This is a genomic window from Olleya sp. HaHaR_3_96 (genome assembly GCF_019278545.1).
GTDB lineage: Bacteria > Bacteroidota > Bacteroidia > Flavobacteriales > Flavobacteriaceae > Olleya.
The window spans coordinates 942,171-967,965 of the sequence record NZ_CP058987.1 but is presented as its reverse complement, the minus strand read 5'-3'; the positions used below and the strand labels follow the sequence as shown (position 1 = coordinate 967,965).

Here is a 25,795-nt window from a genome sequence, read left to right as displayed (position 1 = left end):
TGACGATCTCATAAGTATACTAAAAACCCATAACAAGTTAACAGCAAAAACTATTACATATTTCAACAAAACACAAGCTTAGGTTTGTGTTTTTTTTATGCCTTTATTTTACCCAAATGAGGATTCCCGTAATTAAACCATAATCGGATCCTCTAACTTTGGGTAACTAGTTTGTTATGATAAGAATGCGTAATTCTAAGTATTGTCAAACTACTTTATAAATTATAGCTTCGCTTTTCAAATATAAAAACAGGAACTAAAGTTGCGGATATCCCACAATATTTACGGGATATGTGGAACAAAGGTCTCCATATAACGAGTTGTGGTTAATTTTCCGGCTAACCAGCCAACTATTTTACTAACTTTAAAACGATTTTGTACTTATGAGAAAACAAAAACTTAAAAATTATCTGAAACTTGGAATATTCCTGTTTGGAATATCTCTTACCATTTTTGCTTGCCAAGAGGAATCAATCAACGATTTACAAGAAATATCACAGGAAAAGAAATTAAAACTAATTTCTTTGAATGAACTAAACACTAGAATTGGTAATAGTGAAAGCTATACTGCATTAAGTACCATTTTTGATATTAATAAGCCAAAAATAGATGGTTTGCAACAAAGACTTGAGAACTCTGACAATCCTTAATTTACTAACAGACGAAATAGCAGTAGTTGATACAGAAAATGCTGCTTTTTATACTTTCAAAATAGAAAGCAACGATACAGGAAATGAATTTTATAATTTAGTAGTAGCAATGGATGAATTTAATAACATTCGCTCTACAAGAATTTTTGAGTATATTCCGTCTGATAATTGGTTGCAAGACACATCACAACCTTTTGTCGGTCAAGTTGAAGTATATGAAAATAATCTGTTTTCAATAAATGATATTAATAGCACGTTTTCTTTAAGAGGATCAAATCAATGCGCCACAGGAATGGATTGGGAATGGGTAGAAATTGATTGCCCAGATGATTGTGATTGTACTGCTTGTTTTGACCTTCTTATAAGCGTAGTTTATAGTCCTTGTCCGGCGACTATTGATCAAGGAGATTCTGGATCTGGCGGAGGCATTAGTTTTCCTGTAGATGGAGGGAATACTGGAAGTGGTGGTGGAACTTCTGACGGAAGTTCTGGAAACAATAACGACAATAACGGAAACCCACCAGCTGACGGAGAAAATTGTATTTTAGACAATGATGGTAATTGCTGGAATGATGAAACAACACCTTTACCTCCTCCTAGAGATCCAATTCAAAACGATCAACATATTATTAGTCTAAATGAAGTAGTAAACATTCCTAAAGTAAAAACAGAACTTAGTAGGCTTAAAAACAATATGGGATATTCAACTCAAGAAGATGGAAAAAGATTTGTTTATACAGGAAGTGATATAAATGACACATCAACTTATTCTGACGATAATTTCAATGAAGAATCACCAACAAAAAAGAAATCTAATTCTTTAAGTTTTCCTGCTTTACAAAATAACACATTAATTGGCGCTCATTTTCATCCAGATTTAGATGATAGTTCTCCTCCTAAACCTATACGCAAAGTACCTAGTGGTACAGATATTGCAGAGCATATTATAATGGTAAAAAAAATAGCAGAAACAAATCCAACTACTTCACCAGAAATTAATCAAGTTACTAATTTTGTGGTTTCTAAAGGTAATAATGGTAAAACCTATGCTATAAGAACAAACGATGAACAAAGCATTGTTAATTTAGATGGAGATTTTTCGAAAGAGGGAAAAGAAAGAAAAGTGATTGCTCAAGAGTTAGGAAAAATAATCTTAGAAATCAATCCATCTTCTCCAAATGTAAATACATTACAAGAAACAGCGATTGCCAATTATATAACAGAGAATTTTCCTGGCTTATCTATTTATGTAGCAGTATATAATACCGCAGGTGAAATAATTAATTGGATTAAACTTTAAAACTTACACAAATGAAAAATATAATTATAAATAGCATTATCTTATTATTTACCATAACTAACATAGCGCAAACTGTTGTTCCATTAGAAACGCAATATTCTACAAATTTTTTAGTTCGTGATGTATATTTTAAAGATATAAATAATGAACTTGATAAATTTTTAGGTACATGGAAGTATGAAAATACAATGAACAATACTGTTTTTGAGATTACTTTTACAAAAAATGAGAATGTTAGTTCAATACATAATTGTACAGAAGATGAATTAACCGCAGAATTCAAATTAACCATTAATGGTGTAGAACAATATAATACATATACTACCAGTTATGGTAAAACTATAATTGCTGGTGGTTTTTATGTAAAACATCTATATGACTCTTCTGATAATGTTACAGAATTACCAGTTTCTATTAATCGTTATCATTTGAGTATTGTTGAACCTAATTTCCTTGATGACATTGACGCTTCAGATTTAACAATTGAGTATGAAAACAATTTGGGTATAGAAAAATTAAATTGGAGTAATGAAATTGATAAATCTTATGATTATGTTACAGGTCAACAAGTAAATATTTACAAAATGCCTTTAAACATGCAGCTTATAAAACAATAAAAACTAACCACAATCGAGTAGACGGCTCCGACTAAAATAGCCGGAGTGCGCCTCTCACACCACCGCACGTACGCAACTACGTTAGTCCTTTCGTATCTATTGCTACTAGCAATAGCACTCAGGAACGTATACGGCGGTTCACCAAATTGAAGTTTGCGTATTATTAATATAATCTAACAAAGGTTTATACCCTTTTCGTTTAAGCCTTGAAGTTGTGATAGTAGTCTTTAAAATAGGACTTTGAGCTACTGCCCAGCCTCCCATTCTAGTTCTACTCCAAGCATAAGCTTGTCCTGTCTCTACACCTAATTGAATCAAGTTTTTACGCTTGCGTTCTATTTTCTTCCAATCGTGCCAAATACAATAACGTAATCGATTTACTCATGTATTCTATTTTTGTTTTTTGAATTCGTGTTTTGCTTCGCTTAATTCTTAACCATTCGTCTAGCTTTTTACTTTTTGCATAGATGTTTGTTAAGCGATAATTAGTCATCCAGCCTCGGCAGACTTGATTAAGCCGTGCAAGGCGTTCTAATAACGACATCGGTTTGGTTTTCTTGGTGATAATTTTTAGATTACGTTTAAACTTTGCCCAACTGTTCTTAGCTACCACTAATGCATATTGTCCTTTCACACCCTTTTTATAAACGGGTACAAAACCATGTCCGAGTAACTCAAAATTCACAGGTCTACGCAGGCCACTTTTGGCTTTATTTATAGGCAATTTAAGTCTGTCTCTTAAAAAGACAAACAGTTTGTTCCCTATTTGTTTCGCCTCACTTTTACTTTTAGCGTAAACGCTAAAATCGTCAGCATAGCGGACATAGCGCAAGCCCATACTTTTCATTTCTTTGTCCAATACATCTAGCACAATGTTAGATAATAAAGGACTGATTGGACTGCCTTGCGGGATTCCTTTTCTGCGCTTTTTGAGTGTGCCATTTATTAAAATGGGAACTCTTAGCCATTTTCGGATTAACCGTAAGGTGGTTGGACATTTTACCTTGTGGTAAATAAGTTGCAGTAAAATACAATGGTCGACTTGATCAAAGAATCCTTCTAAATCAATATCTACAATATCTTGGTAACCTGAATTGATATACGTTTGAGCTTGTAGTACTGCTTTTTGGATGTTCTTTTGTGGACGGAAACCGTAACTAACGGGTTCAAAATCATATTCGTAATAAACCATTAATTATTGACTTACCGCCTGTTGTAGCCATCTATCTACTACCGTGGGTATTCCTAAAAGTCTAGTTTTACCTTGTCCTTTTGGAATAGTTACCCCTAATATTGGTTTTGGAGTATAGCGGTTTTCTCGAATGGTGGATAGTACTATTGAACGGTTTTCTAATATATATTTAGAAAGCTTCGTTGTTTTCATACCATCTATACCGCTCGCACCCTTATTGCGCTCCACTTGTCGTGTTGCTTTATAAAGGTTTGTTGCTGCTAATACGTTTTCAATCATAGGGTTAATAATACGTGTACTCCTGTTGCTCTAAAACTAGGCTAGCTAAGCATCCTAGTCGAATTACAACTTAATTTAATGTTCTGTCCTTCCTTACTTGTGAGACCTATGGGGTTTTCCCAACTCGTGTCCTGTAAGTACTATGACTTCTGCTGACTTCTCCAAATAGTCAACTCGTAACTTTAGAGACCTCCCCAGGTAATGGCATCTTCTTTCTCTCAATCACTGCCGTATCTACATAATTATCCTTTTGGTACTATTTGGGCGTTACAATGATGTGCTTGCTTACCCGAATAACTATGCCTCTGTATACGATTTCTGTTCGTCAGTACCGAGTTTTGTAGTCTCGCTTCCTTCAGATAAAACCTCACGGTTTTCACCCTTGCGACTTACTAATGCTTAAAGACGTTACTCCTGCGCATAAGGGACTTGCACCCTCTAGATTAATTATTTACCTTTAGGTAAATTAAAAGATGCCCATGCTGGGCACACACACCGTATAAAAATAATGCTTAATTTAGTGCTTAATCGAGAGTCCGTGCACTTTTGTTACGTCTGATTTTCCTGCGGAAAATCCTCGCACACAAAACCGCACTATTCTTATACATAAACGTTGCCAGCAATACGAAAAACCAAGTAAATGAAATTGAAATTTTCTGAAAGATTAGGATTATTTAAACCTAAAACAACCATTCCTAAAGAACAAATCCCTGAAGATTTACGTAATACTCTTTGGTCAGTAATTTGTGATGAAACATTTGGTAAACTTTCTAATAATGCACCTTATGGTTCCGGACTTTCAGATTTAGCAGAGTTTTTTCGCGTTTTATGGAGAGATTTTTTCAAAAAACCTATTGACAATCTAAACATAGTAGATAGAAGAATTTATAGTGAAGATTCTTATAGTTTTATCCGCAAATGGTTTTTTGACGCTAAATGGTATGAGGTTTATGAATATTTGGAATTTTGCGCAGACGTATTCGGAGAAGATTTTGTGAGAGTGTGTAATCCATATTTAGAAAGAGAACTATCTGGATTTCGTTTTGTCGGACTTTCACTTTTAGAAATAGATTCTACAGAAGAGGTAAATGAAATCGAAAAAGCCTTAAATTCTGGAATTAAATATAGACCTGTAATAATTCACATTGAAAGTTCCCTTAAACTACTTACTGATAAAAGAAAACCAGATTACAGAAATTCAATTAAGGAATCCATTTCAGCTGTTGAATCTTTATGTAATATAATTATTGGAAATGAAAATACCACTTTAGGACAAGCATTAAAAATTTTAGACAAACAGAAACCAATACCAAAAAGCCTTAAATCTGGATTTAGTGCAATTTATGGATATACGTCAGAAAATGGAGGAATTAGACACGGATTGTTAGATGATGATATTACACCAGAGCTTGAGGAAGCTCGATTTATGCTAATTGCTTGTTCAGCATTTGTTAATTATTTAATCATCAGGAATAAATAAGTACTGCTGGCAACAAAGTACTGTGTTTAAAAACAAGTAAAATGTCATTAATTTTTTCACTAACGTACTTTTATATTCTTTATCAAATACTAACCCTGATTTAGCAATAGCAAATGCCTGTTTTAATAGCTTATTACAAACCGCTATTAAGCCTAATTTTTTACTTTTTCCTTTGACCACTAATCGCTCATAAATTGCTTTACATGCTTTGTTGTATTTACAAGCGCTAATCGGTTTTTATTTGCTAACTTTCGTACTTACCCCGCAACTAATCATCCACAAACAAGTTGTAGACAATATTTAAAAAAGAATGAGACGAATTTTTATATACATTACTTTAATTATCAGTCTTACAGCTTGCAAAGTCAAGACAAAACCATCGGAAATCAATTTAGAAATACCCGAAAAAGAGATACAATCTGCTGATAATTTAAAAAATATTGACATTAGAATTGATACAGATGGTCATTATTATCTGAATAATAATCAAGTGATGTTTGACTCAATTATTCAAAAGATAGATTCGTTAGGTACATTAGGTTTTGATGCTTCTTCTTTTATAATTCGTGCAGATAAGAAAGTAAACGTTTCTGAAACAATAAAAATCATGGAACTAGGAAATAGCAGTAATAAAAAAGTTAAACTAGGCACATCAATGAATTAAAAAATAGTGTTACTAAACTTAGACCTAATCATTGACTTCAATTAAACCAAATTATTTATTTGGACTATGTTTCACTTTCACACGCAACCTTTTCAACACCTCAACATCTATTACATAGAAACAACCGCTATTAACCAAAACCTATTGAAACCACCACTACCTTTCATCATAAGCTTACTTTTTACAACGTTCCGCACTCAAGCAAAAGCTTACTAATGCGCCAAATATAGTCCCGAATAAGCAAAAAACCATAAAAAACTATCCACGACAAAAAGCAACCAATAAAACAGTACATAATTGCACTAATAATTAGTTTTATTAGTATCACTAGTGCGAAGGCGCAATTTTTTACAGACTCTGCTATTTATACAACTGGCGAATTAACCTTAGGAAATTACATTGGGTTGGACTTAAACTTAAATTATATTATTGACGATAGCTACTCCCTTAAACTTGGTTATACCGGAACGATAAGAACACCAAAATCGCAACCAGACAATTACAGCTCTGGAGTAACTGGAGTATTTGCTTTAGGATTTGACAATCCTTACGATCAAATTGAAAATTATCAAATGGGTATTGGTAAAATTTACAATCTAAATCCAAGCGGCACCATTAGAGCAAACCTATCTGTTGGTTTAGGCTACACTATTGTAACAACACCCCAAAATTGGCAAGAAAATAACGATCGCTTTTTTACCGGGAATTATACGTGGCACTATAACAAGCAAAATACCGTAAGCTTGGTGATAAATCCTAAAATAGAATTCCCTTTGACCAGCTTTTATGGCTTAACCTTGTCACCATTGGTCATTTTAAACAAACACAGCTCCTACTTTGGGATTGGTATTGGACAAATGATAGGACTTTTAAGATAAAAGAGCTGAATCCGTACAACAACCGATTAAACCATCATAAAACGAGCTTAAAATTACAAATAGCAGCGTTTCTAACCACTACTAAACCTACCGTACTAAAGCACAACACTACTGCCTTGTTTATTAAATAAAAAACGGATTAGAAACTAAATCCAAGAATCTTCTTTAAATTGTCAAACTATTACAACGTTCAAAATTTAATGGATTCAGAAATTACAAAAATATATTCTAGTATTGGTGTTGCAATGACTGGTATTGCGTTACTAATTCTCAATTTTTCAAGTCCCTCTTATACCACCGTATGCTTTGTTCTATTTTTTATAATTGGTGGCATACTATCCGTGCTTGGTGGTGCTTTATTACGGTGGGGTAAATCTTATAATTTAAGTAGCCTTATTACTTGCCTCCTCATGTTTGCTTTAGGACCTTTTATTATTGCTTATCTAACAAACCGGTATATTATTGCGCCCTTATTAAGTAGAGGACTATTAACCTCTATAAATACACTCTTGTTTTTGGGTAGTATAGCCTTAGTGTATATCTATATCAAATACTATGAGCAATACCATTGGAAACCATTTTACCTACAAGAAGACCAGCAATTAGAGGTGGACATCATTTCTATTGCATTATTAAACACAAAACCATACGTCTACGAAACGGGGTTTATGAGCAAATCTCATCTATTTAACAACAATAGAATAAACGACAAAAAAAAATACTGGGAGCGTCGGGACTACCTTCGGACTGGATTACCCAATGGATTAGAGCTGGTCTATTTTTCGGCAAAAGAACAACAACTGTATCGGGGTTTATTTAAATTCTCTAAACAAAGCATTAGACGTTATATGGGTTGGGGTTTATTTTACCCTTTAACAAGATCTCAAAATTACGATACTATAAATTTAATACTGTTCAGTAAAGGCGCTATTAGTCTACAATTAGGAACTTGGGATAAAGACATTACTTTTTTTGATGGGGTTTGCACACCTATAACCACTAAAGACCTCTCCACACAAGAACTTAAAACCTTGGCGGTTGAAAAAATAGTTATAAACCCCAAGCCATCGCCACCCCAAACGGACACATCGGATAGCTTAGCAGTAATTAGAAAACAAAAACTACAGATTAAACATAGCATTACAGGGCTAACAAAAAAAATCAATTCTATTAGCGTAATTACCACTAATGGCGACCGCTATGTCTTACACAAAAAGTACTGGAAAGGCAAAACCTTACCCAAACGACAAGCTCCCATTGCTATGATTACTTTAATAATTGTCAATAATAAAGGACAAAATTTAAGTTGGGAATACGTTTATAATATCGCCGATATAGCCTCGCATTTTAATACAAATAGTACAAAAGTGACTACTTTAGATTATAAGTTTGATTTATTTAATACCACAGACGACTTATTACGTGCCTCTAGTTTTGAATACATTAATGGCGTAAAAAATGAACTTAAATTAGAGCGTTCATACATAAAAATTATAGCCTAACAGACTTTTATAATAGGATCTAACCATTACTTTTAATCTAAATGAGACCTAAAAAAAGCGAGTTTAAACACTCGCTTTCTCTACTTTAAACTAACACACTACCACTCTCAAACACATAGCGTTGTAACTTCTGCAACGTTTCTACTTTATCGCTAGTGTTTATTAACAACGAAATATTATTATTACTACCACCGTAAGAAATCATACGAACGCTAACATCTTGTAAAATCTGAAATAAATTTGGGGTATCGGCATGAAAAATTATAGCATGTCCCACTAAGCAAACAATACTCATATAATCATCCACCTCTACCACTGCAAACTTATTAAGCTCGTCAACAATAGCGTCTAAATGTGTTGTATTATCAATGGTTAACGACACCGCAATTTCTGATGTCGTAATCATGTCTATAGCCGTTTCATAACGTTCAAAAATCTCAAAGACTTTCTTTAAAAACCCATGGGCCAATAACATTCTAACCGACTTGATTTTTATTGCCGTAATCCCATCTTTAGCCGCAATGGCTTTAATCCCTTCACCATGCACTTGATTGGTAATCAAAGTCCCATGCGCGTCTGGTGCCATGGTGTTTTTTAAGCGCACCGGAATATCAAAAACACTAACAGGCATGACTGTTTGTGGATGCAAGATTTTGGCTCCAAAATAAGCCAGCTCTGCAGACTCGTCAAAAGACAAATTAGAAATCGCTTTGGTATGCTCTACAAATCTAGGATCGTTATTATGAAACCCATCAATATCTGTCCAGATCTGTACTTCGTCCGCTTTTAAAACAGCCCCAATGATGGTCGCTGTATAATCACTTCCGCCGCGTTGTAAATTAGCAATATTACCATCGGCATCACGACTAATAAATCCTTGTGTGATATAAATCTCCGACTTAGGGGTTTCGGCAATGATTCTATTTAAATTCTGCTGAATATAAAAGTTATCAGGTTCGTTCGTTTTATCAATACGCATAAACTCTAAAGCTGGTAATAACGATGCGCTCACCCCTTCTTGTTGTAAATAATGACTAAAGATAAACGTGGACAATAATTCGCCTTGAGCGACAATCTGATTATACAATAACACGTCATAAGGCTTGTTAACCAAAGCCTCTAACGTATTAAACACAGCATTAACATACACAAAAACGGTTTTGTACAGCTCTTGGTTGGTAATAAATGCTTTTATAGTTTTGTTGTAGGTATTTCTTAGCGCATCAATAACAATTAAGGCATCTTCTGGATGTCCGCTTTTAATGTACTCCGAAATTTTGACTAGCGCATTGGTTGTGCCCGACATAGCTGACAATACCACTACTTTTTTCTGTCCATCAGTAATGATTTTTTTTACATTAATCATGTTTTCTATTGATCCAACAGACGTCCCTCCAAATTTTAATACCAACATATTATTTCAATTTTATAAAACAAAACTAGTTACCAACGGTCTGACTACCATAAAATTGAAAAAATTAGACTATTTTTACACAAATTGTTAAATAGTTAACAGAATGAAAACGATTGCCGCTTGTGTTGAAGACATACTAATAACACAACCCTTCTTGGAAGAAGCCTTATCTAGGAGTATTATTAACTATTCTGCTTTAGCGGAAGAGTTAAATGCTCCTATAAGTACCATGTTACGTAAACCTGTTAAATCTGGTGCGATTATGATGGCTTTACGCCGATACAATACACCAAACACATTACGACACTCCTTAAAACTAAAAAGTACACTACAAAAACTGGGGGATATTACCGTGCGCTCTAACTTAAGTGATTTTACGTTTCAAAACTCAGAAACCTTAATACAGAGTCATACTAAGGTTTTAGAACAAGTTGAGACAAACAAAGATATTTTTTACGCGTTTACAAGAGGGATTTACGAGAGTAACATCATCATATCTAGCTCGGAAAAAAAAGTGGTTTTAAAATGTTTTTCTACTGAAAATCAAATTGGTCTGCAAGAAGGTTTGTCCGCAATAAGCGTGCGCTTACCACAAGACAACTCCAAAATATCAGGATTATACTATCAGATATTTAAGCGTTTGGCTTGGGAAAATATTCCGATTTATGAAGTGGTATCAACTACCAACGAATTTACCATCTTGGTAGAAGACCACGTGGTGGATAAAGCATTTTCTGTGATTAAAAACTTGAAGAATTAAGGTGTTACTACAGTTAATTCTCCTGACGCTAAAGCTTTTTCATAATTTACCTCAGCAGACGCCTGAAACCCGAAAAATTTGGTACCATCCTTCTTTTTAATAATCACATAGGTCGCATTATCTTTAGTGATCACCTCTTCCACGATAACTGTATTGTCAATAACAGGACTATAACTTGCTAGTTTACCACGTTTGACTAATATATTCAATCTTGGAAAATCGATATGATTATACGATTCTCCTGACGGTGTTTGCACTACTAACGCGTCACCAACCGTTGGTTGATTTTGAGCAAAAGCGACCACACAAATACAAATAAACGCGAGTGTTAATACTAATTTTTTCATGACCTCAATTTTAAGTTATTATACAAAATTAATAACTAAAATTTAAAATATCAAGCCTTTTTTGAAATCAAATTAGCACCAATAAAACCAATAGCTGCGGGTAACACCCAACCTAAACTGTGTTTTGCAAACGGGATTATCGCAATTACTTTTGTCAAGCCTTCTGACGGACTTAAAAACCCCAATACATCAGGAATACTAAACACAAACGTTACCATTACCACCACTCTAAACACTACACTAGGCGCGTATTTATTTGGTATCGCATTTAATAAAATTAACACAATAGTTATTGGATAAATAAACAATAACACTGGTAACGCCACGACAATAATAGTATTAAAATCTAATTGTCCAACCACAACCCCAAAAACACTCGCCACTACTGCAGTAATAACATAAACCCTTTGCGAGTCATTGATTAGGCCTTTAAAATAATCTGCGGTACCAGTAACAATACCGACTGCTGTCGTAAAACAAGCCAATGCAATTAGCACACTTAATACGGCATACCCAAAACTCCCCAAAGCCTTAACACTAATTCCTGTTAATAAATTAGCCCGTTGCATATCACTATTTAAAGTACTATTGATATCTATTTCTCCTCCGTATGAGGCTCCAACAGCAATTAAACCGGCGTATATAATAAATAATCCTAGGCCTGCAATAAGCCCTGATTTTTTAATTAAATCCTTTTTAGCCTCAAACGAAGCATCTGTTTTTAAATTAATAGAGATAATAATAACCGCACCAACCACCACTGCAGCAATCGCATCAAAGGTCTGATACCCCTCTAAAATCCCACTAACAATTGGCGTATCCATAGTCGTCGGATTAGTGATCATTTGTGTGGAATATAATCCAATCCCTATAACCATCAATAAAATAATAACAATAAATGGCGTCAGGTATTTCCCTATAATATTTAATATTTTAGAACGGTTTAAAGCAAAAACCAACACTAAAATAAAGTAGATACTACTGGTTAATAACGGTGAGGTCCCAAAGTTAGGATGTATGGCAATCTCATGCGTTGCCGATGCCGTACGCGGTGACGGAATAGCAACCGCAATTAAATAAATTAGTATACAGTAAATAAAACTAAACGTTGGTGATACTTTTTTACCAAAGTCATACAAAGTCCCTTGTAATTTGGCGTGTGCATAAATACCAATAATTGGTATCGCTACCGCTGTAATGATAAACCCTAGCGTTACCCAAAACCAATTTTCGCCAGCATTATAGCCTAATAAAGGTGGTAATAATAAATTTCCTGCTCCAAAAAACAGAGAAAACAAAGCGAAGCTTGTTATTAGAAGGTCTTTTGTTTTATTCAAAATTAGTCTTGTTTAATTAATTTTAAGTCTTCAAAATCAAAGCTAAAATCCGTAACCGGCGCAATAGGTTTTAAAGTGGCGCTAACGGCTTGTCCTTTTTCATTAAACACAAATTGCACAAAGCAATCCGCATCATAACTTCTGTTATCCCATTTTACAATAAAAGTCGTTGCGTTGTAAGGTAACAGACTTCCTTTTAAAGTTGGAGATTTTTCTGAAGCTAGTCGTAGTTCTTGTCCGCTTTGCGATAGGCTAACCTTTCCAAACCAAACATCCTTATACGTCCCGACCATAGTACTCGCTTTTGGAATCGCAGTGCTATTTTTCATTTTAGACACTTGCGCAAAAACAGCGGTTTTTAAACTGTCGTTATACTGGTACCATTCTTTATTATTACGTCCCAACTTGGCTAGCCACTTACGATCTTCGTATCCTAAATAGCTATCTTTAATAGTATTGGTAATGGTATTAAAGGCAGACCCATTCATTTGATTAGTCAACACGACTATAGCTAAATCCAAATCTGGAATCATAGTAAACTGTGTTACCGTACCCAATAATCCTCCTGTATGATACACTTGTTTATGCCCTCCTTTAACATCCGTCAAAAACCAACCTAAGCCATAGCCTTTAAAATTAGAGTCGTAACTATCATTTTTACTGACTTTAAGCGGAGTTTGCAATTGCCATAACTCGTGGAATTTTGCTTCTGACAATAAACGTTCGCCTTTAGCAGTCACAGCATCATTCATTAAAAACTGAGCCCAAACTAACATATCATCCACATTACTCATAATTCCTCCTGCTGGATTAGCTGTTGGACTCCAATCGTGTGGTATTTGTACTAGCTTACCATCTGCAAGCGTATGTGCTTCAATAATATTAGATCTATCAGTCACTCGATTATAAGAGGCCACACTGTTAGTCATCCCAACAGGTGCCATGATTTTAGTTTCAATAAAAGCTTCCCAAGATAATCCGCTCACTCGTTTTAAAACTTCTCCTGCAATAATAAACATGTTGTTATTATATGCAAACTGACTTCTAAAAGAACTTTCTGCTTCTAAGTATCCTACATTATTTATAACATCCGCTACTTTAAAATCTGCTTCCGGAAAAAACATTAAATCTCCTGCGCCTAATCCCATTCCGCTACGGTGCGTTACTAGATCTCTAACCGTAAACTGTTCTGTCACCCAAGCATCCTTTAATTTAAACTCCGGAATATGTTGTCTGACTTTATCATCCCAATTTAATTTACCAGCATCCACCATCATGGCCAATGCAAAACACGTAAACCCTTTACTATTAGACGCGATACCGACTAAAGTATTATTGTCCATCTCCTTTTTATTGGATAATGCACGTACACCATGACCTTTAGCATAAACCACATGGCCATCCTTAATAACCCCGACAGAAATCCCAGGCACCTCAAACGTTTTTAAAGTGTTTTCTATAAGTTGATCTAGTTTAGCATCTTCAACTTGTGCGGATAATGTCGCACAACTAAAACAAGCAATAGTATAAAGGATAGATTTTAATCTCATAATTTTAATAATTTACAATATAGGTTCTCAAATATAGTAAATAGTTACACAAAACAACTTACTAAAAACAGCACAAATCCTATCTTTGCAAACTATGATTTTAACCTATAAAGGCATTTCCATTGCCTACACAACTTCCGGACAAGGCAAAACTGTGACATTATTACACGGGTTTTTAGAAAACAGTACGATGTGGGCCGATACCGTTGCCTTACTAGAAAAAACACACCAAGTCATAACTATTGACTTATTAGGTCATGGTTTAACGGATTGTTTGGGTTATGTCCATACTATGCAAGACTTAGCAGAGGCTGTAAATGCCGTCCTTGTTAATTTAAATATTGACAAAACAACGCTAATTGGGCATTCCCTTGGTGGTTATGTTGCTTTGGCTTTCGCCGAAAAAAGGCCAGATGTCGTAGAAGGATTGTGCTTAATGAACTCGACACCTTTTGCAGACAGTAAAGAACGGATCGTACTCCGAGATAGAGCGATAAGCGTTGCCAAAACCAATTACAGTAATCTAGTAAGCATGTCTATTAGTAATTTATTTTACGAAGACAACAGGCTACGTTTTGAAAAAGAGATTGAGCAGATTAAAACCGAAGCTTTAAAAACACCACTTCAGGGTTATGTTGCCACACAAGAAGGCATGAAATTAAGAGCAGATAGTACTGTGATTTTAAAAAACTTAACCTGCAAAAAATTAATTATTGCAGGTAAAAACGATCCCATTTTATCCAAGACGGATTTACAGCACTTAGAAAAACTAAAAGACATAACTATCAACGTTTTAGAGGGCGGGCACATGTCTCATATAGAAAATAAAGAAGAATTCCTACAAAACGTAATGCGCTTCGTCGAATAAACGGGTCTTTTGACGACTTGTTGCGTTTTTTTTTCTACATTCGGATTTCGCTATATATCAGATTTTAAACAACATAACCACATGTATGAAATCTAACACATAACTAGTCATGAATAAAGTACAGCACAAGCCGTCCAGAAAAGGAAAATTATTTTGTTCCATTTTTGGCCACAAATTCTCCGTTAGCAAACAAATAACGCATCACGTTTACGAGTACCAATGTAGCCATTGTAAAAAAGAAATGACCACCAACAGTAATGGCGCCTTAACAGAATTAACACCTAAGTACAGAGAAATTAATACCGTATTACAGCAGATTCACCAAAGTAAACAAACACGTTACGCTAATCAGGAATTAAAAAAACCACTATTAAAAATGACTTCTTAGTCTATTTAGTCTTTATTAAAACTATTCCATCCTTGCGCAGTAAGTTGTATCTTTTGATCACCTCTAGTGACTAAGTGTGCACCAGAAGCTTCATCTGTAATAAAACCAATAACAGTCAAATTTGGGTTAGCCTTTATTTTAGGAAAATCGTCTTGAGATATCGTCATTAATAACTCATAATCTTCACCACCACTTAAAGCGATCGTTGTACTGTCCATTTTAAACTCCTCACTAGTCGAAATAACTTGAGGATCTAAAGGCAATTTGTCTTCATACAAATCACAACCGACTTTACTTTCTTTACATAAATGCAAAATCTCTGAAGATAAGCCATCACTAATATCAATCATAGACGTCGGCTTAACCTCTAAATCTTGTAATAATTTAATAATATCTTTTCTAGCTTCAGGCTTTAATTGACGCTCAATAATATAAGTATAAGCATCTAAATCTGGTTGGCTATTTGGATTTACTTTAAAGACTTCTTTTTCACGCTCTAAAACTTGCAATCCTAAATAAGCGCCTCCTAAATCTCCGGTAACCACTAACAAATCGTTAGGTTTCGCGCCGCTTCTATACACCTCATCTCCTGATTTAACTTGTCCAATTGCTGTTACAGAAATAATTAAACCCGATGTTGAAGAGGTTGTATCTCCTCCGACTAAATCTACATTATAAAGTTCGCAAGCCGTTTGTATTCCAGCATATAACTCTTCAATAGCTTCCAAAGGAAAACGATTAGACACGGCAATAGACACCGTAACTTGTGTTGCTTCCGCATTCATCGCGTACACATCAGACAAATTAACAATCACTGCTTTATATCCCAAATGCTTTAATGGCATATAGCCCAAATCAAAATGTACCCCTTCTACTAAAAAATCAGTACTAACAACCACTCTATTATCTCCAAATTCTAAAACAGCAGCATCATCCCCCATAGCTTTAATAGTGGATTGCTGCGTAATCTTAAAGTTTTTTGCTAAATGATCTATTAACCCAAATTCTCCTAATTGGCTTAAGTCTGTACGTTGTTGATTTTTGTCTTCTATCATACTGCAAAAATACTAAGCATTATTTAATAGTTCATCTAAAAGGCTTTAAATTGTTTATTATTCAACAAAACAATTCATACTCATTATAAATTCAGCATTTTAACACCTGTTAAATGCGATTTATTAGTATTTCTACTAAATTTGTTGTATTCTATTAAGAATCACTTAACCTATTTAGCATGTATAAAAAACTACTTTTCCTCTTATTATTAACCAGCAGTCAATTAACCTTAGCACAAACCCCTTGTGTTAATGGCTTAGCGACACACATAATAGATGGTGTAACAACAAGTTACCCATGTGATGGTTATGATTTGTTGTCACGCGTCCCTATTAGCACCTTAGCAACAGCATTAGGAACCGAAGAAGGAAGTGATATTTGGGGTTGGACCGACCCATTAGACAATAAAGAATACGCTATAGTCGGTACGACAAACAGTACTGCCTTTGTTGACATCAGTGATCCTTTAAATCCTATATTTTTAGGACGTATTGAAACGGCAAACGGAAACACCTCTTTCTGGAGAGACGTAAAAGTATACAACAACCACGCTTATATCGTAGCAGATGGTGTTGGAAGTCACGGTATGCAAGTGTTTGATTTAACAACTCTACGTGATGGAGTAAATCCAGACCTGACTTATACTAGTGATCCATCAGATGGAAATGTCATTGTTTTTAGCGGTGATAACGGCATCTCTATAGGAAGTTGTCATAATATTGTTATTAACGAATCTGAAGGTATTGCCTATTTGGTAGGTTGTGGAGCAGCCAGTGGTGGACCAATATTTGTAGACATTTCTACCTCATTATTACCAACAGTTGTTGGTAGTTACTCAGGAAAAGGATATACACACGATGCACAAGTTATCACCTATAACGGTACAGATAATAATGCGACTAGTCCAACGGTAACAGGAGTTTCAAGTTATATTGGAAGAGAAATATTACTAGCTAGTAACGGTGGATCTAATGACAGAGTAGTATTACTTGATGTTACTGATAAAAGTAACCCGCAATTTATTTCTGAAATAACATACCCAAATCCAGGCTATGCACACCAAGGCTGGTTTACAGACGATCACAGATATTTTATTTTTGGAGATGAAACCGACGAGCAAAATTTCGGTTTTGGAACACGAACGTTCGTCTTTGACATGCTAGACTTAGACAATCCAGTATTATCCTCAACTTACGAAGCACCAATAGCAGCAATAGACCATAATGGCTATGTTAAAGGTGATCAATTCTATTTAGCCAACTACAGAGCTGGAATGCGTGTTTTAGACATCCCAACACTTACCTCTTCTAATAACGCAGGCTCCGAAATTGGTTATTTTGACACTTACCCTGCAAGTAACAGTGCTAACTTTAATGGCGCTTGGAGTATCTATCCTTATTTTGAAAGTGGGAATATTATTGTTAGTGATATAGAAAGAGGCCTATTTGTTTTACGAGAAAGCAACAACCCTTTAAGTACAGAAAATTTCGAATTAGACACCGCTTTTACACTAGCACCAAACCCTACTAAATCAAATTCTAAACTAAAAGCAGCGACAGGACAAACAATAACTTCAGTTCAAATTTTTAACGTCATAGGTAAGAAGCTCTTTTCTAAAAACAATATTAATACGGCAAGTTTCGTTTTACCAACAGAACATTTATCTAACGGAATATACCTGATAAAAATTAATAACGCTACGACTAAAAAACTAGTCATCAACAAATAAAAAGCGAGAACTCTATACTCTAGAGCCCTCTGCTTTTTCATGGTTAATCACGTCAGTCAGTTTACTAAAAGCAATTAATACGCATGTTTACATTAAAGAATACTACAGCGACACTTTTAGCTAGCCTATGCCTAATGCTTTCGTCCTGTAAAAAGGAAACACTATCAGAAACAGAACCAACACTACCCAATACATCTCAAGGTGTTTTGGAAAACGTTAGCACTTTAGGTGGTTCTAAAAATGAAAGTGGTCAGGCTGTTAAAAAAACAACCGATGGTGGTTTTATAATTCTAGGATTTACACAATCCATGGATGGTGATGTTACGACTAAAAGTAATGAAAGTTATGATGTTTGGGTTTTAAAATACGACGCAAATATAACTTTAGAATGGACTAAAACATTTGGCGGCACTAATGACGAAAGAGGACATGACATTATTCAGACAGAAGATGGCGGTTATGCTATTATCGGATTTACTTACAGTAATGATGGTGATGTTACTAACAATAACGGCCAAGAAGATTTTTGGGTTATAAAATTAGACCCACAAGGTCAATTAGTTTGGGAAAAAACCTATGGTTATTCTGGTATTGACACCGGACATTCCATTACACAAACCTCTGATGGCGGTTATTTTATAACAGGCGTCCTAGATGTCACGGCTTCTGCCGGAGCAGGTAACACAAGACTTAGCCAAACCCAACATGCAGGAGGGGATTACTGGGGGCTTAAATTAGACCAATCAGGAACCATAATATGGAGTAAATATTTTGGAGGGTTCTTTTCAGACACTGCCTATGATGTTGTTCAAACCAATGACAATGGGTTTTTAATGATTGGCTCTTCAGATAGTGTAGACACTGATATATCAAACAATATTGGCTCTTACGATTTTTGGATTGTTAAAGTATCAAGTACTGGTGTTTCAGAATGGGAAAAATCTTATGGATCTACTGAAATTGACGAAGCCAGAGCTATAATAAAATCTGGAGATGGCAATTATCTTATTATTGGGGATACGCGAGGACAAGACACCGATGTTAGCTCTAATTTTGGAGCTGCCGATGTTTGGGTTATTAAAATTTCGCCTACAGGCGAATTACTTTGGGAAAAAACTTATGGCGGTGAAGATTTTGATGTTGGTCGCGCCATTTCAACCACCAATGATAATGGTTTTGTATTAAGCGGAAGCTCGAGAAGTGCTTCTGGAAACCTGACAGAAAATCAGGGTCAAAATGATGGTTGGATTTTTAAAATTGACAGTAACGGTGCCTTAAAATGGCAACAAGCTGTTGGTGGTACTAATGTCGATTTCCTCTATGGCATTACCACATTAAATAACGGGACAATAATAGCTGTAGGAGAATCTAGCAGTAACGATGTAGACCTAACAGAAAACAAAGGATTCACCGATTTATTACTAATTGAAATCAAATAAATAAAAGACATGAAAAAAATTGTTTCACTCATAGCTTTAGCTTTAGTCCTTTTTACTTGCAACGAAGACAATGACGACAACGCCGTTATAACACCCAAAGTAACGTTTAATTTTACTCACCAATGGGAAGAGACTACCATAAATAGCGCCAACCTAGAGACTGAACTTGTTACCAATGCAAACGGTGAAGTTATAAACATAGACCGTATAAGATACCTAACGTCGCGTTTTACATTAACAAACCTTGCAGGAGAAACATACACCTTGGAGGGACATAAATTAACCGATTTATCCGATGAAGACACCTACAATTTTACGCCAGAAACTAACAATATTCCTTCAGGAACTTATACCTTAAGTTTTGTTTGGGGTTTTGACGAAGTCGATAATATTGATGGATCATATCCCGACCTAAACAGTGCTAATTGGAACTGGCCGGAAGCCTTAGGTGGTGGTTATCACTTCCTACAATTTGACGGAATGTATAATGTAGATACTGCAAGCCCATCGCCTTTTAACTTTCATAACGGAACAGCAAAAGTAAGTGATGGCGTTTTCGAACAAAATTTTGCAGTCATAACTTTCGACACAGTACTTGCAATATCTAATGATACGACTATTGAAATCACAATGGATATCGCCGAATTATTTACAAATCCAAACACTTGGGATTTAAATGTTTTAGACACCCCATTAATGCCAAATTACGATGCTCAGAAAATGATGCAACAAAATATAATGAGTGTTTTTAGTATTGGAACAATAAGCGAATAAACAATGAAATCCTGGTTAACTTATAGCGTCATTTGCCTATTTCTTTTTAGCTGTTCTTCAGACGAAGACTCTACAGCAGAAGCCTATGTCCCTATTCCGTATCAATTAGAAATACCTAGTCTTTTTCAAACTAAACTTATAGCCCCTGTAATTCCTATAAACAACAAACTAACCGTTGAAGGTGTTGCTTTAGGAAAACGCTTGTTTTATGACACGCTTTTGTCAGCAGACAACACTAAAGCCTGCGCCAGTTGCCACTCACCAGCACAAGCCTTTACAGACGCTAATCAATTTAGCGTTGGTATTACTGGTGTTTCAGGAACCAGAAACAGCATGCCTTTATTTAATTTAGCATGGAACTTTGATGACAAATATTTTTGGGACGGACGTGCTTTAGGACTAGAAAACCAAGCTTTAGATCCCGTTGTACATCCTAACGAATTAGGAAATGATAGCTGGGAATCTGTCGAGGCTAGACTTAATGCTGATGTAGACTACCCCACCTTATTTAAACAAGCTTTTGGCACAGCAACCATTACAAAACAACTTACTACCAAAGCTATTGCACAATTTGAACGCACCTTGATTTCTGGCGACTCAAAATTTGATAAGTTTTCAAACGGAGAATTGACATTAACCCCTCAAGAACAAAATGGACTAGACGTCTTTATGGACGAAACTAGAGGTGATTGTTTTCATTGTCATGGCAATCCAAATAATCCGCTCTGGACGGATAACCAATTTCATAACAATGGGCTAGATGCTGTGTTTTCAGATTTAGGATTAGGTGTCATTACTGGAAATCCAAATGACAATGGTAAATTTAGATCTCCTTCCTTACGCAACCTAGCTTATACCGCACCCTATATGCATGATGGGCGATTTGCAACCTTAGAGGACGTCATAGAACACTATAGTACGGGACTTCAAGACTCTGACACGATTGATTCTTTAATGAAAAAAGTAGCCCTTGGAGGCGTCCAATTAACGCCCCAAGACAAGGCCGATTTAAAAGCCTTTTTACTCACACTTTCTGACCCTACTTTTATTAGTAATCCTGCCTTTATTCAACAATAAGAAAAACCTATAAAACCATATACTAATATAATGTTAGTTGCTATGGAAAAAAGCGACTGTTGTTGTATCTTTGTAATCTATTTAGATAAAATCTAATTAACAGGTATGATAAAAGTTTCTGACACAGCTAAAAAGAAAGTCATTGAACTAATGACTGATGACGGCTTTAACCCAAGCATAGACTACGTTCGCGTAGGTGTAAAAAGTGGTGGTTGTTCTGGTTTGTCTTATGATTTAAAATTTGACAAAACAAAAGAAGACGAAGACAAGGTCTTTGAAGATAATAATGTAAAAATTATTGTTGACAAAAAAAGTTTTCTATACCTAATAGGTACAACTTTAGAATATTCAGGTGGATTAAACGGAACAGGTTTTGTGTTTAATAATCCTAATGCCAACCGAACTTGCGGGTGTGGCGAATCATTTTCATTATAATTAAACTTAAAGACAAAATATGTCAAAGTATACAGAGGACGACCTTAGAGAAGAATTAAAAACCAAAGAATATGAATATGGTTTTTTTACAGATATAGAATCTGAAACATTCCCTATTGGTCTAAACGAAGATATCGTTCGTGCTATTTCTATGAAAAAAGAAGAGCCAGAATGGATGACAGAATGGCGACTAGAAGCTTTCAAAGTTTGGAAAACTATGGAAGAACCTGAATGGGCCAATGTACGTTATACTAAACCAGATTTTCAAGCGATTGCTTACTACTCTGCTCCCGTAGCTGTAGATCCTAACAAAACATTAGACGATGTAGATCCAGATCTATTAGCGATGTATAAAAAATTAGGAATCTCTGTTGATGAGCAAAAGAAAATGAATAACGTCGCAATGGATATTGTGGTCGATTCAGTGTCTGTTGCTACCACTTTCAAAAAAACATTAGCAGAAAAAGGCATCATTTTTATGCCTATTTCTGAAGCAATAAAAGAACATCCTGAATTAGTAAGAAAATATATTGGGACGATTGTTCCAACTACAGATAATTTTTATGCCGCTTTAAATTCGGCTGTATTTAGTGATGGTTCATTTTGTTATATTCCTAAAGGCGTAAAATGCCCAATGGAATTATCAACCTATTTTAGAATCAACCAAGGGGGAACAGGTCAATTTGAACGCACATTATTAGTTGCTGACGAAGGAAGTTATGTATCTTACCTAGAAGGTTGTACTGCGCCAAGTCGTGACGAAAACCAATTACACGCCGCAGTTGTAGAGCTTATTGCTTTAGATGATGCTGAAATTAAATATAGTACCGTTCAAAACTGGTATCCAGGAAATGCTGAAGGTAAAGGTGGTGTTTATAACTTTGTAACCAAACGTGGGTTATGCGAGAAAAACGCAAAAATATCTTGGACACAAGTAGAAACAGGTAGTGCCGTAACTTGGAAATACCCGTCTTGTATCTTAAAAGGAGATAACTCTGTAGGCGAATTTTATTCTATTGCAGTAACCAATAACTACCAACAAGCAGATACTGGAACAAAAATGATTCATTTGGGTAAAAACACCAAATCAACCATTATTTCCAAAGGGATTTCTGCTGGACATTCTCAAAACTCATATCGTGGCTTAGTACACATTGGAAGTCGCGCAGATAATGCAAGAAACTTCTCTCAGTGTGATAGTTTACTAATGGGTAACGAATGTGGTGCACACACCTTCCCTTACATTGAAGCTAAAAACAAAACGGCCCAGGTAGAACACGAAGCAACGACAAGTAAAATTGGTGAAGACCAAATTTTTTACTGTAACCAACGTGGTATAGAAACAGAAAAAGCAATTGCTTTAATTGTTAATGGTTTTAGTAAAGACGTCTTAAATAAGCTACCAATGGAATTTGCTGTAGAGGCACAAAAATTATTGGAAATTTCTTTAGAAGGCTCTGTAGGCTAAACACACTATTCAATATGAAAAAACTAGTCACTCTATTATTATTTATCGCTTTTGTGAGTTGTAAAACTGATCAAGGAAAACCATTTACAGGAGACTTTGTATATTATGCAGATGCTGCTGTATTTCAGGTTGGCAATGCCATTCATGGTGTCGTTTTAAATGATAAGGTTACCGAAATCGCAAATCAAGCTAAAGCCTTTCAAAAAGAACCAACAGACATGGTACAAGTTGAGGTTTTAGGCGAATTGATTCCGAAAGGAGACAATGAAGAAGGCTGGCCATACAAACTAAAAATAAATAAAGTTATAAGCGTAACTGCTTTAGCTCAGAATAAAAACGACGTTATCAAACTAGGAAAATAAGTAATATGTTAAAGATAAACAACCTACACGCAAACATTGAAGATAAATCCATTTTAAGAGGAATTAATCTTGAAGTAAAAGCAGGAGAAGTACATGCTATAATGGGACCAAACGGTTCTGGAAAAAGTACGTTAGCTTCTGTAATTGCAGGAAAAGAAGAATACGAAGTCACAGAAGGTACTATTGTTTTAGAAGGAGAAGATCTTGAAGATTTAGCAGCTGAAGAACGCGCACATAAAGGTGTGTTTTTATCATTCCAGTATCCAGTAGAAATACCTGGAGTTAGCGTTACTAATTTTATTAAAACAGCAATTAACGAAACTAGAAAAGCAAAAGGTTTAGAGGATATGCCTGCAAAAGAAATGCTTAAACTAATTCGTGAAAAAGCAGAGCTTTTAGAAATTGACCGTAAGTTTTTATCACGTTCTTTAAACGAAGGTTTTTCTGGAGGAGAAAAGAAACGTAATGAGATTTTCCAAATGGCGATGTTAGAGCCTAAATTAGCTATTCTTGACGAAACTGATTCAGGACTAGATATTGATGCTTTACGTATCGTTGCAAATGGCGTTAACAAGCTAAAAAGCGAGGACAATGCTGTTATAGTAATTACGCATTACCAACGTTTATTAGATTATATCGTACCAGATTTTGTACACGTTTTATATAACGGAAAAATTGTTAAATCTGGAGGAAAAGAATTAGCACACGAGTTAGAAGAAAAAGGTTACGACTGGATTAAAGAAGAAGTAGACGCTTAAAAAAAGGCAATAATCAATTCGTGTTTGCCCTGGCTACGCTTACTGATCCGTCCAAAATTTAAAGCTTTCAAAATAAAAACACAGTAATCATTACAAGACATGGTTAGCCCTTGTGCTAAACCGAAGACCGATTACTGAAGACTTAAAAGAATATGAGTTTAAAAGAAAAATTAGTATCGTCCTTTTTAGCATTCGAAAATCATGTTGATATCGATTCTAAAATTCACGATATTAGAAGTGAAGCAATAAAAACGTTTGAAACAGATGGCTTTCCTACCAAAAAGGACGAAGCTTGGAAATACACGTCTTTAAACAGTGTTTTAAAACAAGACTACAGTCTGTTTCCTAAACAAGATAATGCTTTAGAATATAGTGATGTTAAAAAATACTTTCTAGATGATATAGACACTTACAAAATTGTGTTTATTGATGGAAAATATTCATCTAACTTATCTGAAACAACACATGATGGTATTGATGTATGTTTAATGTCTGCTGCATTACATAAGTCAAAATATCAATTAATTATTGAGAATTATTTTAACAAAGTAGCGTCTAAAGATGGTTTATCATCTTTAAATACTGCCTTTTCAAAAGAGGGTGCTTACATACACATCCCTAAAAATAAAGTGGTTGCAAAACCAATAGAAATCGTACATTTTTCAACGGGAAGCGAAGCAGCCTTAATGGTACAACCGCGTAACTTAATTGTCGTGGACGAAAACTCTCACGTCCAGATTATCGAACGCCACCAGAGTCTTACAGATAATCCTGTATTAACAAATTCCGTGACTGAGATTATTGCAAACAAACGTGCCATTGTAGATTACTACAAAGTACAAAACGACAACAAAAACGCATCTTTAATTGACAGTACATTTGTAGATCAAAAACGCGAAAGTCATGTCTCTGTGCATACCTTTACTTTTGGAGGAAAGCTAACACGTAACAATCTTAACTTTTACCAAAATGGAGAGTATATGGACTCTACATTAAACGGGGTAACCATTATTGGTGATAAGCAACATGTCGATCACAATACTCTAGTCCATCATATCGAACCAAACTGCGAAAGTCACCAAGATTACAAGGGGATTTTTAACGATAGTGCGACAGGTGTTTTTAATGGGAAAGTTGTTGTTAACAAGGAAGCGCAAAAAACAAATGCGTTTCAATCCAACAATAATATTTTACTAAGTGATAAAGCCACTATCAACTCTAAACCACAACTTGAAATTTTTGCAGATGATGTAAAATGCTCGCATGGTTGTACCATAGGACAATTAGACGAAAGTGCTTTGTTTTACATGAAATCTAGAGGTATTCCTGAAAAAGAAGCTAAAGGGTTACTAATGTATGCGTTTAGTAATAACGTTTTAAAATCTGTAAAAATTCCAGAATTAAAACAACGTATCACCAAAATTATAGCAAACAAATTAGGCGTTAATATTGGTTTTGACTTGTAAAAAAT

27 protein-coding genes and 1 pseudogene are annotated in these 25,795 nt (G+C 35.0%); 19 read left to right on the top strand and 9 right to left on the bottom strand.

Annotation, left to right across the window (positions count from 1 at the left end; genetic code table 11):
* Positions 1-383: 383 nt before the first annotated feature.
* Genes H0I26_RS04150 through H0I26_RS04140 form a run of 3 tightly spaced genes read left to right on the top strand, consistent with a single transcriptional unit; the run spans position 384 to position 2,567 of the window.
* The gene (locus H0I26_RS04150; RefSeq protein WP_218701137.1) at positions 384-650 is read left to right on the top strand and encodes a hypothetical protein; all 267 of its coding nucleotides are present in this window, start codon (positions 384-386) and stop codon (positions 648-650) included.
* Positions 628-1,950: a hypothetical protein gene (locus tag H0I26_RS04145; protein WP_218701136.1), complete on the top strand. Its 1,323-nt coding sequence runs from the start codon at positions 628-630 to the stop codon at positions 1,948-1,950. Before H0I26_RS04150 ends, H0I26_RS04145 begins: the two co-directional genes overlap by 23 nt.
* 11 nt (positions 1,951-1,961) lie before the next feature.
* Positions 1,962-2,567 (top strand): DUF6705 family protein, encoded by a 606-nt coding sequence (locus H0I26_RS04140; RefSeq protein ID WP_218701135.1) that lies wholly within the window; start codon positions 1,962-1,964, stop codon positions 2,565-2,567.
* 138 nt (positions 2,568-2,705) lie between these two features.
* Here the strand turns inward: H0I26_RS04140 and H0I26_RS19650 are convergent, their stop codons facing one another.
* From H0I26_RS19650 to H0I26_RS19645, 3 genes are read right to left on the bottom strand one after another with little or no spacing between them, the layout of a single operon-like run.
* The gene (locus H0I26_RS19650; protein WP_256935258.1) at positions 2,706-2,885 is read right to left on the bottom strand and encodes a hypothetical protein; all 180 of its coding nucleotides are present in this window, start codon (positions 2,883-2,885) and stop codon (positions 2,706-2,708) included.
* A 4-nt stretch (positions 2,886-2,889) separates the two neighbouring features.
* Positions 2,890-3,759 (bottom strand): reverse transcriptase domain-containing protein, encoded by an 870-nt coding sequence (locus H0I26_RS04135; protein WP_256935257.1) that lies wholly within the window; start codon positions 3,757-3,759, stop codon positions 2,890-2,892.
* Between the two features lie 3 nt (positions 3,760-3,762).
* A complete protein-coding gene (locus H0I26_RS19645) occupies positions 3,763-4,038 on the bottom strand; it encodes a maturase (RefSeq protein WP_256935256.1) in 276 nt (91 codons plus the stop codon).
* Between the two features lie 640 nt (positions 4,039-4,678).
* Between H0I26_RS19645 and H0I26_RS04130 the strand changes: the two genes are divergently transcribed.
* The gene (locus H0I26_RS04130) at positions 4,679-5,518 is read left to right on the top strand and encodes an AbiJ-NTD4 domain-containing protein (RefSeq protein WP_218701134.1); all 840 of its coding nucleotides are present in this window, start codon (positions 4,679-4,681) and stop codon (positions 5,516-5,518) included.
* A 66-nt stretch (positions 5,519-5,584) separates the two neighbouring features.
* Here H0I26_RS04130 and H0I26_RS19640 read toward each other — a convergent pair.
* A pseudogene (locus tag H0I26_RS19640) lies at positions 5,585-5,746 on the bottom strand (IS110 family transposase); the annotation flags it as partial.
* Between the two features lie 82 nt (positions 5,747-5,828).
* Here H0I26_RS19640 and H0I26_RS04125 point away from each other — a divergent pair.
* The 3 genes from H0I26_RS04125 to H0I26_RS04115 all read left to right on the top strand — a co-directional run bounded on the left by H0I26_RS04125 (position 5,829) and on the right by H0I26_RS04115 (position 8,562).
* A complete protein-coding gene (locus tag H0I26_RS04125; protein ID WP_218701133.1) occupies positions 5,829-6,182 on the top strand; it encodes an ExbD/TolR family protein in 354 nt (117 codons plus the stop codon).
* Positions 6,183-6,586: 404 nt separating this feature from the next.
* Positions 6,587-7,060 (top strand): hypothetical protein, encoded by a 474-nt coding sequence (locus H0I26_RS04120; RefSeq protein ID WP_256935253.1) that lies wholly within the window; start codon positions 6,587-6,589, stop codon positions 7,058-7,060.
* A 200-nt stretch (positions 7,061-7,260) separates the two neighbouring features.
* A complete protein-coding gene (locus tag H0I26_RS04115; protein ID WP_218701132.1) occupies positions 7,261-8,562 on the top strand; it encodes a hypothetical protein in 1,302 nt (433 codons plus the stop codon).
* Positions 8,563-8,647: 85 nt separating this feature from the next.
* Here the strand turns inward: H0I26_RS04115 and H0I26_RS04110 are convergent, their stop codons facing one another.
* Entirely contained in the window at positions 8,648-9,976 is a 1,329-nt protein-coding gene (locus H0I26_RS04110; RefSeq protein ID WP_218701131.1) for an aspartate kinase, read from the bottom strand.
* Between the two features lie 103 nt (positions 9,977-10,079).
* On the opposite strand from H0I26_RS04110, the gene H0I26_RS04105 reads away from it, so the two are divergent.
* Complete coding sequence (locus H0I26_RS04105) at positions 10,080-10,736, top strand: hypothetical protein (RefSeq protein WP_218701130.1); 657 nt, start codon at positions 10,080-10,082, stop codon at positions 10,734-10,736.
* On the opposite strand, the gene H0I26_RS04100 is transcribed toward H0I26_RS04105, so the two are convergent.
* From H0I26_RS04100 to H0I26_RS04090, 3 genes are read right to left on the bottom strand one after another with little or no spacing between them, the layout of a single operon-like run.
* Positions 10,733-11,083 (bottom strand): hypothetical protein, encoded by a 351-nt coding sequence (locus H0I26_RS04100; protein WP_218701129.1) that lies wholly within the window; start codon positions 11,081-11,083, stop codon positions 10,733-10,735. The genes H0I26_RS04105 and H0I26_RS04100 overlap by 4 nt on opposite strands.
* Before the next feature lie 50 nt (positions 11,084-11,133).
* A complete protein-coding gene (gene brnQ / locus H0I26_RS04095) occupies positions 11,134-12,420 on the bottom strand; it encodes a branched-chain amino acid transport system II carrier protein (protein ID WP_218701128.1) in 1,287 nt (428 codons plus the stop codon).
* 2 nt (positions 12,421-12,422) lie between these two features.
* Positions 12,423-13,970 carry a serine hydrolase gene (locus H0I26_RS04090; protein ID WP_218701127.1) on the bottom strand — a complete coding sequence of 516 codons (1,548 nt, stop codon included), beginning with the start codon at positions 13,968-13,970 and terminating at the stop codon, positions 12,423-12,425.
* Positions 13,971-14,064: 94 nt separating this feature from the next.
* Between H0I26_RS04090 and H0I26_RS04085 the strand changes: the two genes are divergently transcribed.
* Both H0I26_RS04085 and H0I26_RS04080 read left to right on the top strand, forming a co-directional pair.
* Positions 14,065-14,838, top strand: coding sequence for an alpha/beta fold hydrolase (locus H0I26_RS04085; RefSeq protein WP_218701126.1), 774 nt, complete (start codon positions 14,065-14,067; stop codon positions 14,836-14,838).
* Between the two features lie 109 nt (positions 14,839-14,947).
* Positions 14,948-15,226 (top strand): DUF1660 family phage protein, encoded by a 279-nt coding sequence (locus H0I26_RS04080; RefSeq protein WP_218701125.1) that lies wholly within the window; start codon positions 14,948-14,950, stop codon positions 15,224-15,226.
* A 5-nt stretch (positions 15,227-15,231) separates the two neighbouring features.
* On the opposite strand, the gene thiL is transcribed toward H0I26_RS04080, so the two are convergent.
* Positions 15,232-16,281 carry a thiamine-phosphate kinase gene (gene thiL / locus H0I26_RS04075; RefSeq protein ID WP_218701124.1) on the bottom strand — a complete coding sequence of 350 codons (1,050 nt, stop codon included), beginning with the start codon at positions 16,279-16,281 and terminating at the stop codon, positions 15,232-15,234.
* Between the two features lie 179 nt (positions 16,282-16,460).
* Between thiL and H0I26_RS04070 the strand changes: the two genes are divergently transcribed.
* From H0I26_RS04070 to sufD, 9 genes are all read left to right on the top strand, one after another.
* Complete coding sequence (locus tag H0I26_RS04070) at positions 16,461-18,011, top strand: choice-of-anchor B family protein (RefSeq protein WP_218701123.1); 1,551 nt, start codon at positions 16,461-16,463, stop codon at positions 18,009-18,011.
* Positions 18,012-18,094: 83 nt separating this feature from the next.
* The gene (locus H0I26_RS04065) at positions 18,095-19,450 is read left to right on the top strand and encodes a hypothetical protein (RefSeq protein ID WP_218701122.1); all 1,356 of its coding nucleotides are present in this window, start codon (positions 18,095-18,097) and stop codon (positions 19,448-19,450) included.
* A gap of 9 nt (positions 19,451-19,459) precedes the next feature.
* Positions 19,460-20,224 (top strand): MbnP family protein, encoded by a 765-nt coding sequence (locus H0I26_RS04060; RefSeq protein WP_218701121.1) that lies wholly within the window; start codon positions 19,460-19,462, stop codon positions 20,222-20,224.
* A gap of 3 nt (positions 20,225-20,227) precedes the next feature.
* Positions 20,228-21,301: a cytochrome-c peroxidase gene (locus tag H0I26_RS04055; RefSeq protein ID WP_218701120.1), complete on the top strand. Its 1,074-nt coding sequence runs from the start codon at positions 20,228-20,230 to the stop codon at positions 21,299-21,301.
* Between the two features lie 105 nt (positions 21,302-21,406).
* The gene (locus H0I26_RS04050) at positions 21,407-21,736 is read left to right on the top strand and encodes a HesB/IscA family protein (protein ID WP_101016087.1); all 330 of its coding nucleotides are present in this window, start codon (positions 21,407-21,409) and stop codon (positions 21,734-21,736) included.
* A gap of 19 nt (positions 21,737-21,755) precedes the next feature.
* Entirely contained in the window at positions 21,756-23,204 is a 1,449-nt protein-coding gene (gene sufB / locus H0I26_RS04045) for a Fe-S cluster assembly protein SufB (RefSeq protein ID WP_218701119.1), read from the top strand.
* Between the two features lie 14 nt (positions 23,205-23,218).
* The gene (locus tag H0I26_RS04040; protein ID WP_218701118.1) at positions 23,219-23,566 is read left to right on the top strand and encodes a hypothetical protein; all 348 of its coding nucleotides are present in this window, start codon (positions 23,219-23,221) and stop codon (positions 23,564-23,566) included.
* 5 nt (positions 23,567-23,571) lie between these two features.
* The gene (gene sufC, locus H0I26_RS04035) at positions 23,572-24,324 is read left to right on the top strand and encodes a Fe-S cluster assembly ATPase SufC (RefSeq protein ID WP_218701117.1); all 753 of its coding nucleotides are present in this window, start codon (positions 23,572-23,574) and stop codon (positions 24,322-24,324) included.
* Positions 24,325-24,476: 152 nt separating this feature from the next.
* Positions 24,477-25,790: a Fe-S cluster assembly protein SufD gene (gene sufD / locus H0I26_RS04030; RefSeq protein WP_218701116.1), complete on the top strand. Its 1,314-nt coding sequence runs from the start codon at positions 24,477-24,479 to the stop codon at positions 25,788-25,790.
* Positions 25,791-25,795 lie beyond the last annotated feature (5 nt).

What these genes read in the sequence shown, in the direction of transcription:
- H0I26_RS04150 (WP_218701137.1), top strand. Translation starts at nt 384, where the DNA reads ATGAGAAAACAAAAACTTAAAAATTATCTGAAACTTGGAATATTCCTG.
- H0I26_RS04140 (WP_218701135.1), top strand. Translation starts at nt 1,962, where the DNA reads ATGAAAAATATAATTATAAATAGCATTATCTTATTATTTACCATAACT.
- H0I26_RS04135 (WP_256935257.1), bottom strand. Translation starts at nt 3,759, where the DNA reads ATGGTTTATTACGAATATGATTTTGAACCCGTTAGTTACGGTTTCCGT.
- H0I26_RS19645 (WP_256935256.1), bottom strand. Translation starts at nt 4,038, where the DNA reads ATGATTGAAAACGTATTAGCAGCAACAAACCTTTATAAAGCAACACGA.
- H0I26_RS04130 (WP_218701134.1), top strand. Translation starts at nt 4,679, where the DNA reads ATGAAATTGAAATTTTCTGAAAGATTAGGATTATTTAAACCTAAAACA.
- H0I26_RS04125 (WP_218701133.1), top strand. Translation starts at nt 5,829, where the DNA reads ATGAGACGAATTTTTATATACATTACTTTAATTATCAGTCTTACAGCT.
- H0I26_RS04115 (WP_218701132.1), top strand. Translation starts at nt 7,261, where the DNA reads ATGGATTCAGAAATTACAAAAATATATTCTAGTATTGGTGTTGCAATG.
- H0I26_RS04110 (WP_218701131.1), bottom strand. Translation starts at nt 9,976, where the DNA reads ATGTTGGTATTAAAATTTGGAGGGACGTCTGTTGGATCAATAGAAAAC.
- H0I26_RS04105 (WP_218701130.1), top strand. Translation starts at nt 10,080, where the DNA reads ATGAAAACGATTGCCGCTTGTGTTGAAGACATACTAATAACACAACCC.
- H0I26_RS04100 (WP_218701129.1), bottom strand. Translation starts at nt 11,083, where the DNA reads ATGAAAAAATTAGTATTAACACTCGCGTTTATTTGTATTTGTGTGGTC.
- H0I26_RS04090 (WP_218701127.1), bottom strand. Translation starts at nt 13,970, where the DNA reads ATGAGATTAAAATCTATCCTTTATACTATTGCTTGTTTTAGTTGTGCG.
- H0I26_RS04085 (WP_218701126.1), top strand. Translation starts at nt 14,065, where the DNA reads ATGATTTTAACCTATAAAGGCATTTCCATTGCCTACACAACTTCCGGA.
- H0I26_RS04080 (WP_218701125.1), top strand. Translation starts at nt 14,948, where the DNA reads ATGAATAAAGTACAGCACAAGCCGTCCAGAAAAGGAAAATTATTTTGT.
- thiL (WP_218701124.1), bottom strand. Translation starts at nt 16,281, where the DNA reads ATGATAGAAGACAAAAATCAACAACGTACAGACTTAAGCCAATTAGGA.
- H0I26_RS04070 (WP_218701123.1), top strand. Translation starts at nt 16,461, where the DNA reads ATGTATAAAAAACTACTTTTCCTCTTATTATTAACCAGCAGTCAATTA.
- H0I26_RS04065 (WP_218701122.1), top strand. Translation starts at nt 18,095, where the DNA reads ATGTTTACATTAAAGAATACTACAGCGACACTTTTAGCTAGCCTATGC.
- H0I26_RS04060 (WP_218701121.1), top strand. Translation starts at nt 19,460, where the DNA reads ATGAAAAAAATTGTTTCACTCATAGCTTTAGCTTTAGTCCTTTTTACT.
- H0I26_RS04055 (WP_218701120.1), top strand. Translation starts at nt 20,228, where the DNA reads ATGAAATCCTGGTTAACTTATAGCGTCATTTGCCTATTTCTTTTTAGC.
- H0I26_RS04050 (WP_101016087.1), top strand. Translation starts at nt 21,407, where the DNA reads ATGATAAAAGTTTCTGACACAGCTAAAAAGAAAGTCATTGAACTAATG.
- sufB (WP_218701119.1), top strand. Translation starts at nt 21,756, where the DNA reads ATGTCAAAGTATACAGAGGACGACCTTAGAGAAGAATTAAAAACCAAA.
- H0I26_RS04040 (WP_218701118.1), top strand. Translation starts at nt 23,219, where the DNA reads ATGAAAAAACTAGTCACTCTATTATTATTTATCGCTTTTGTGAGTTGT.
- sufC (WP_218701117.1), top strand. Translation starts at nt 23,572, where the DNA reads ATGTTAAAGATAAACAACCTACACGCAAACATTGAAGATAAATCCATT.
- sufD (WP_218701116.1), top strand. Translation starts at nt 24,477, where the DNA reads ATGAGTTTAAAAGAAAAATTAGTATCGTCCTTTTTAGCATTCGAAAAT.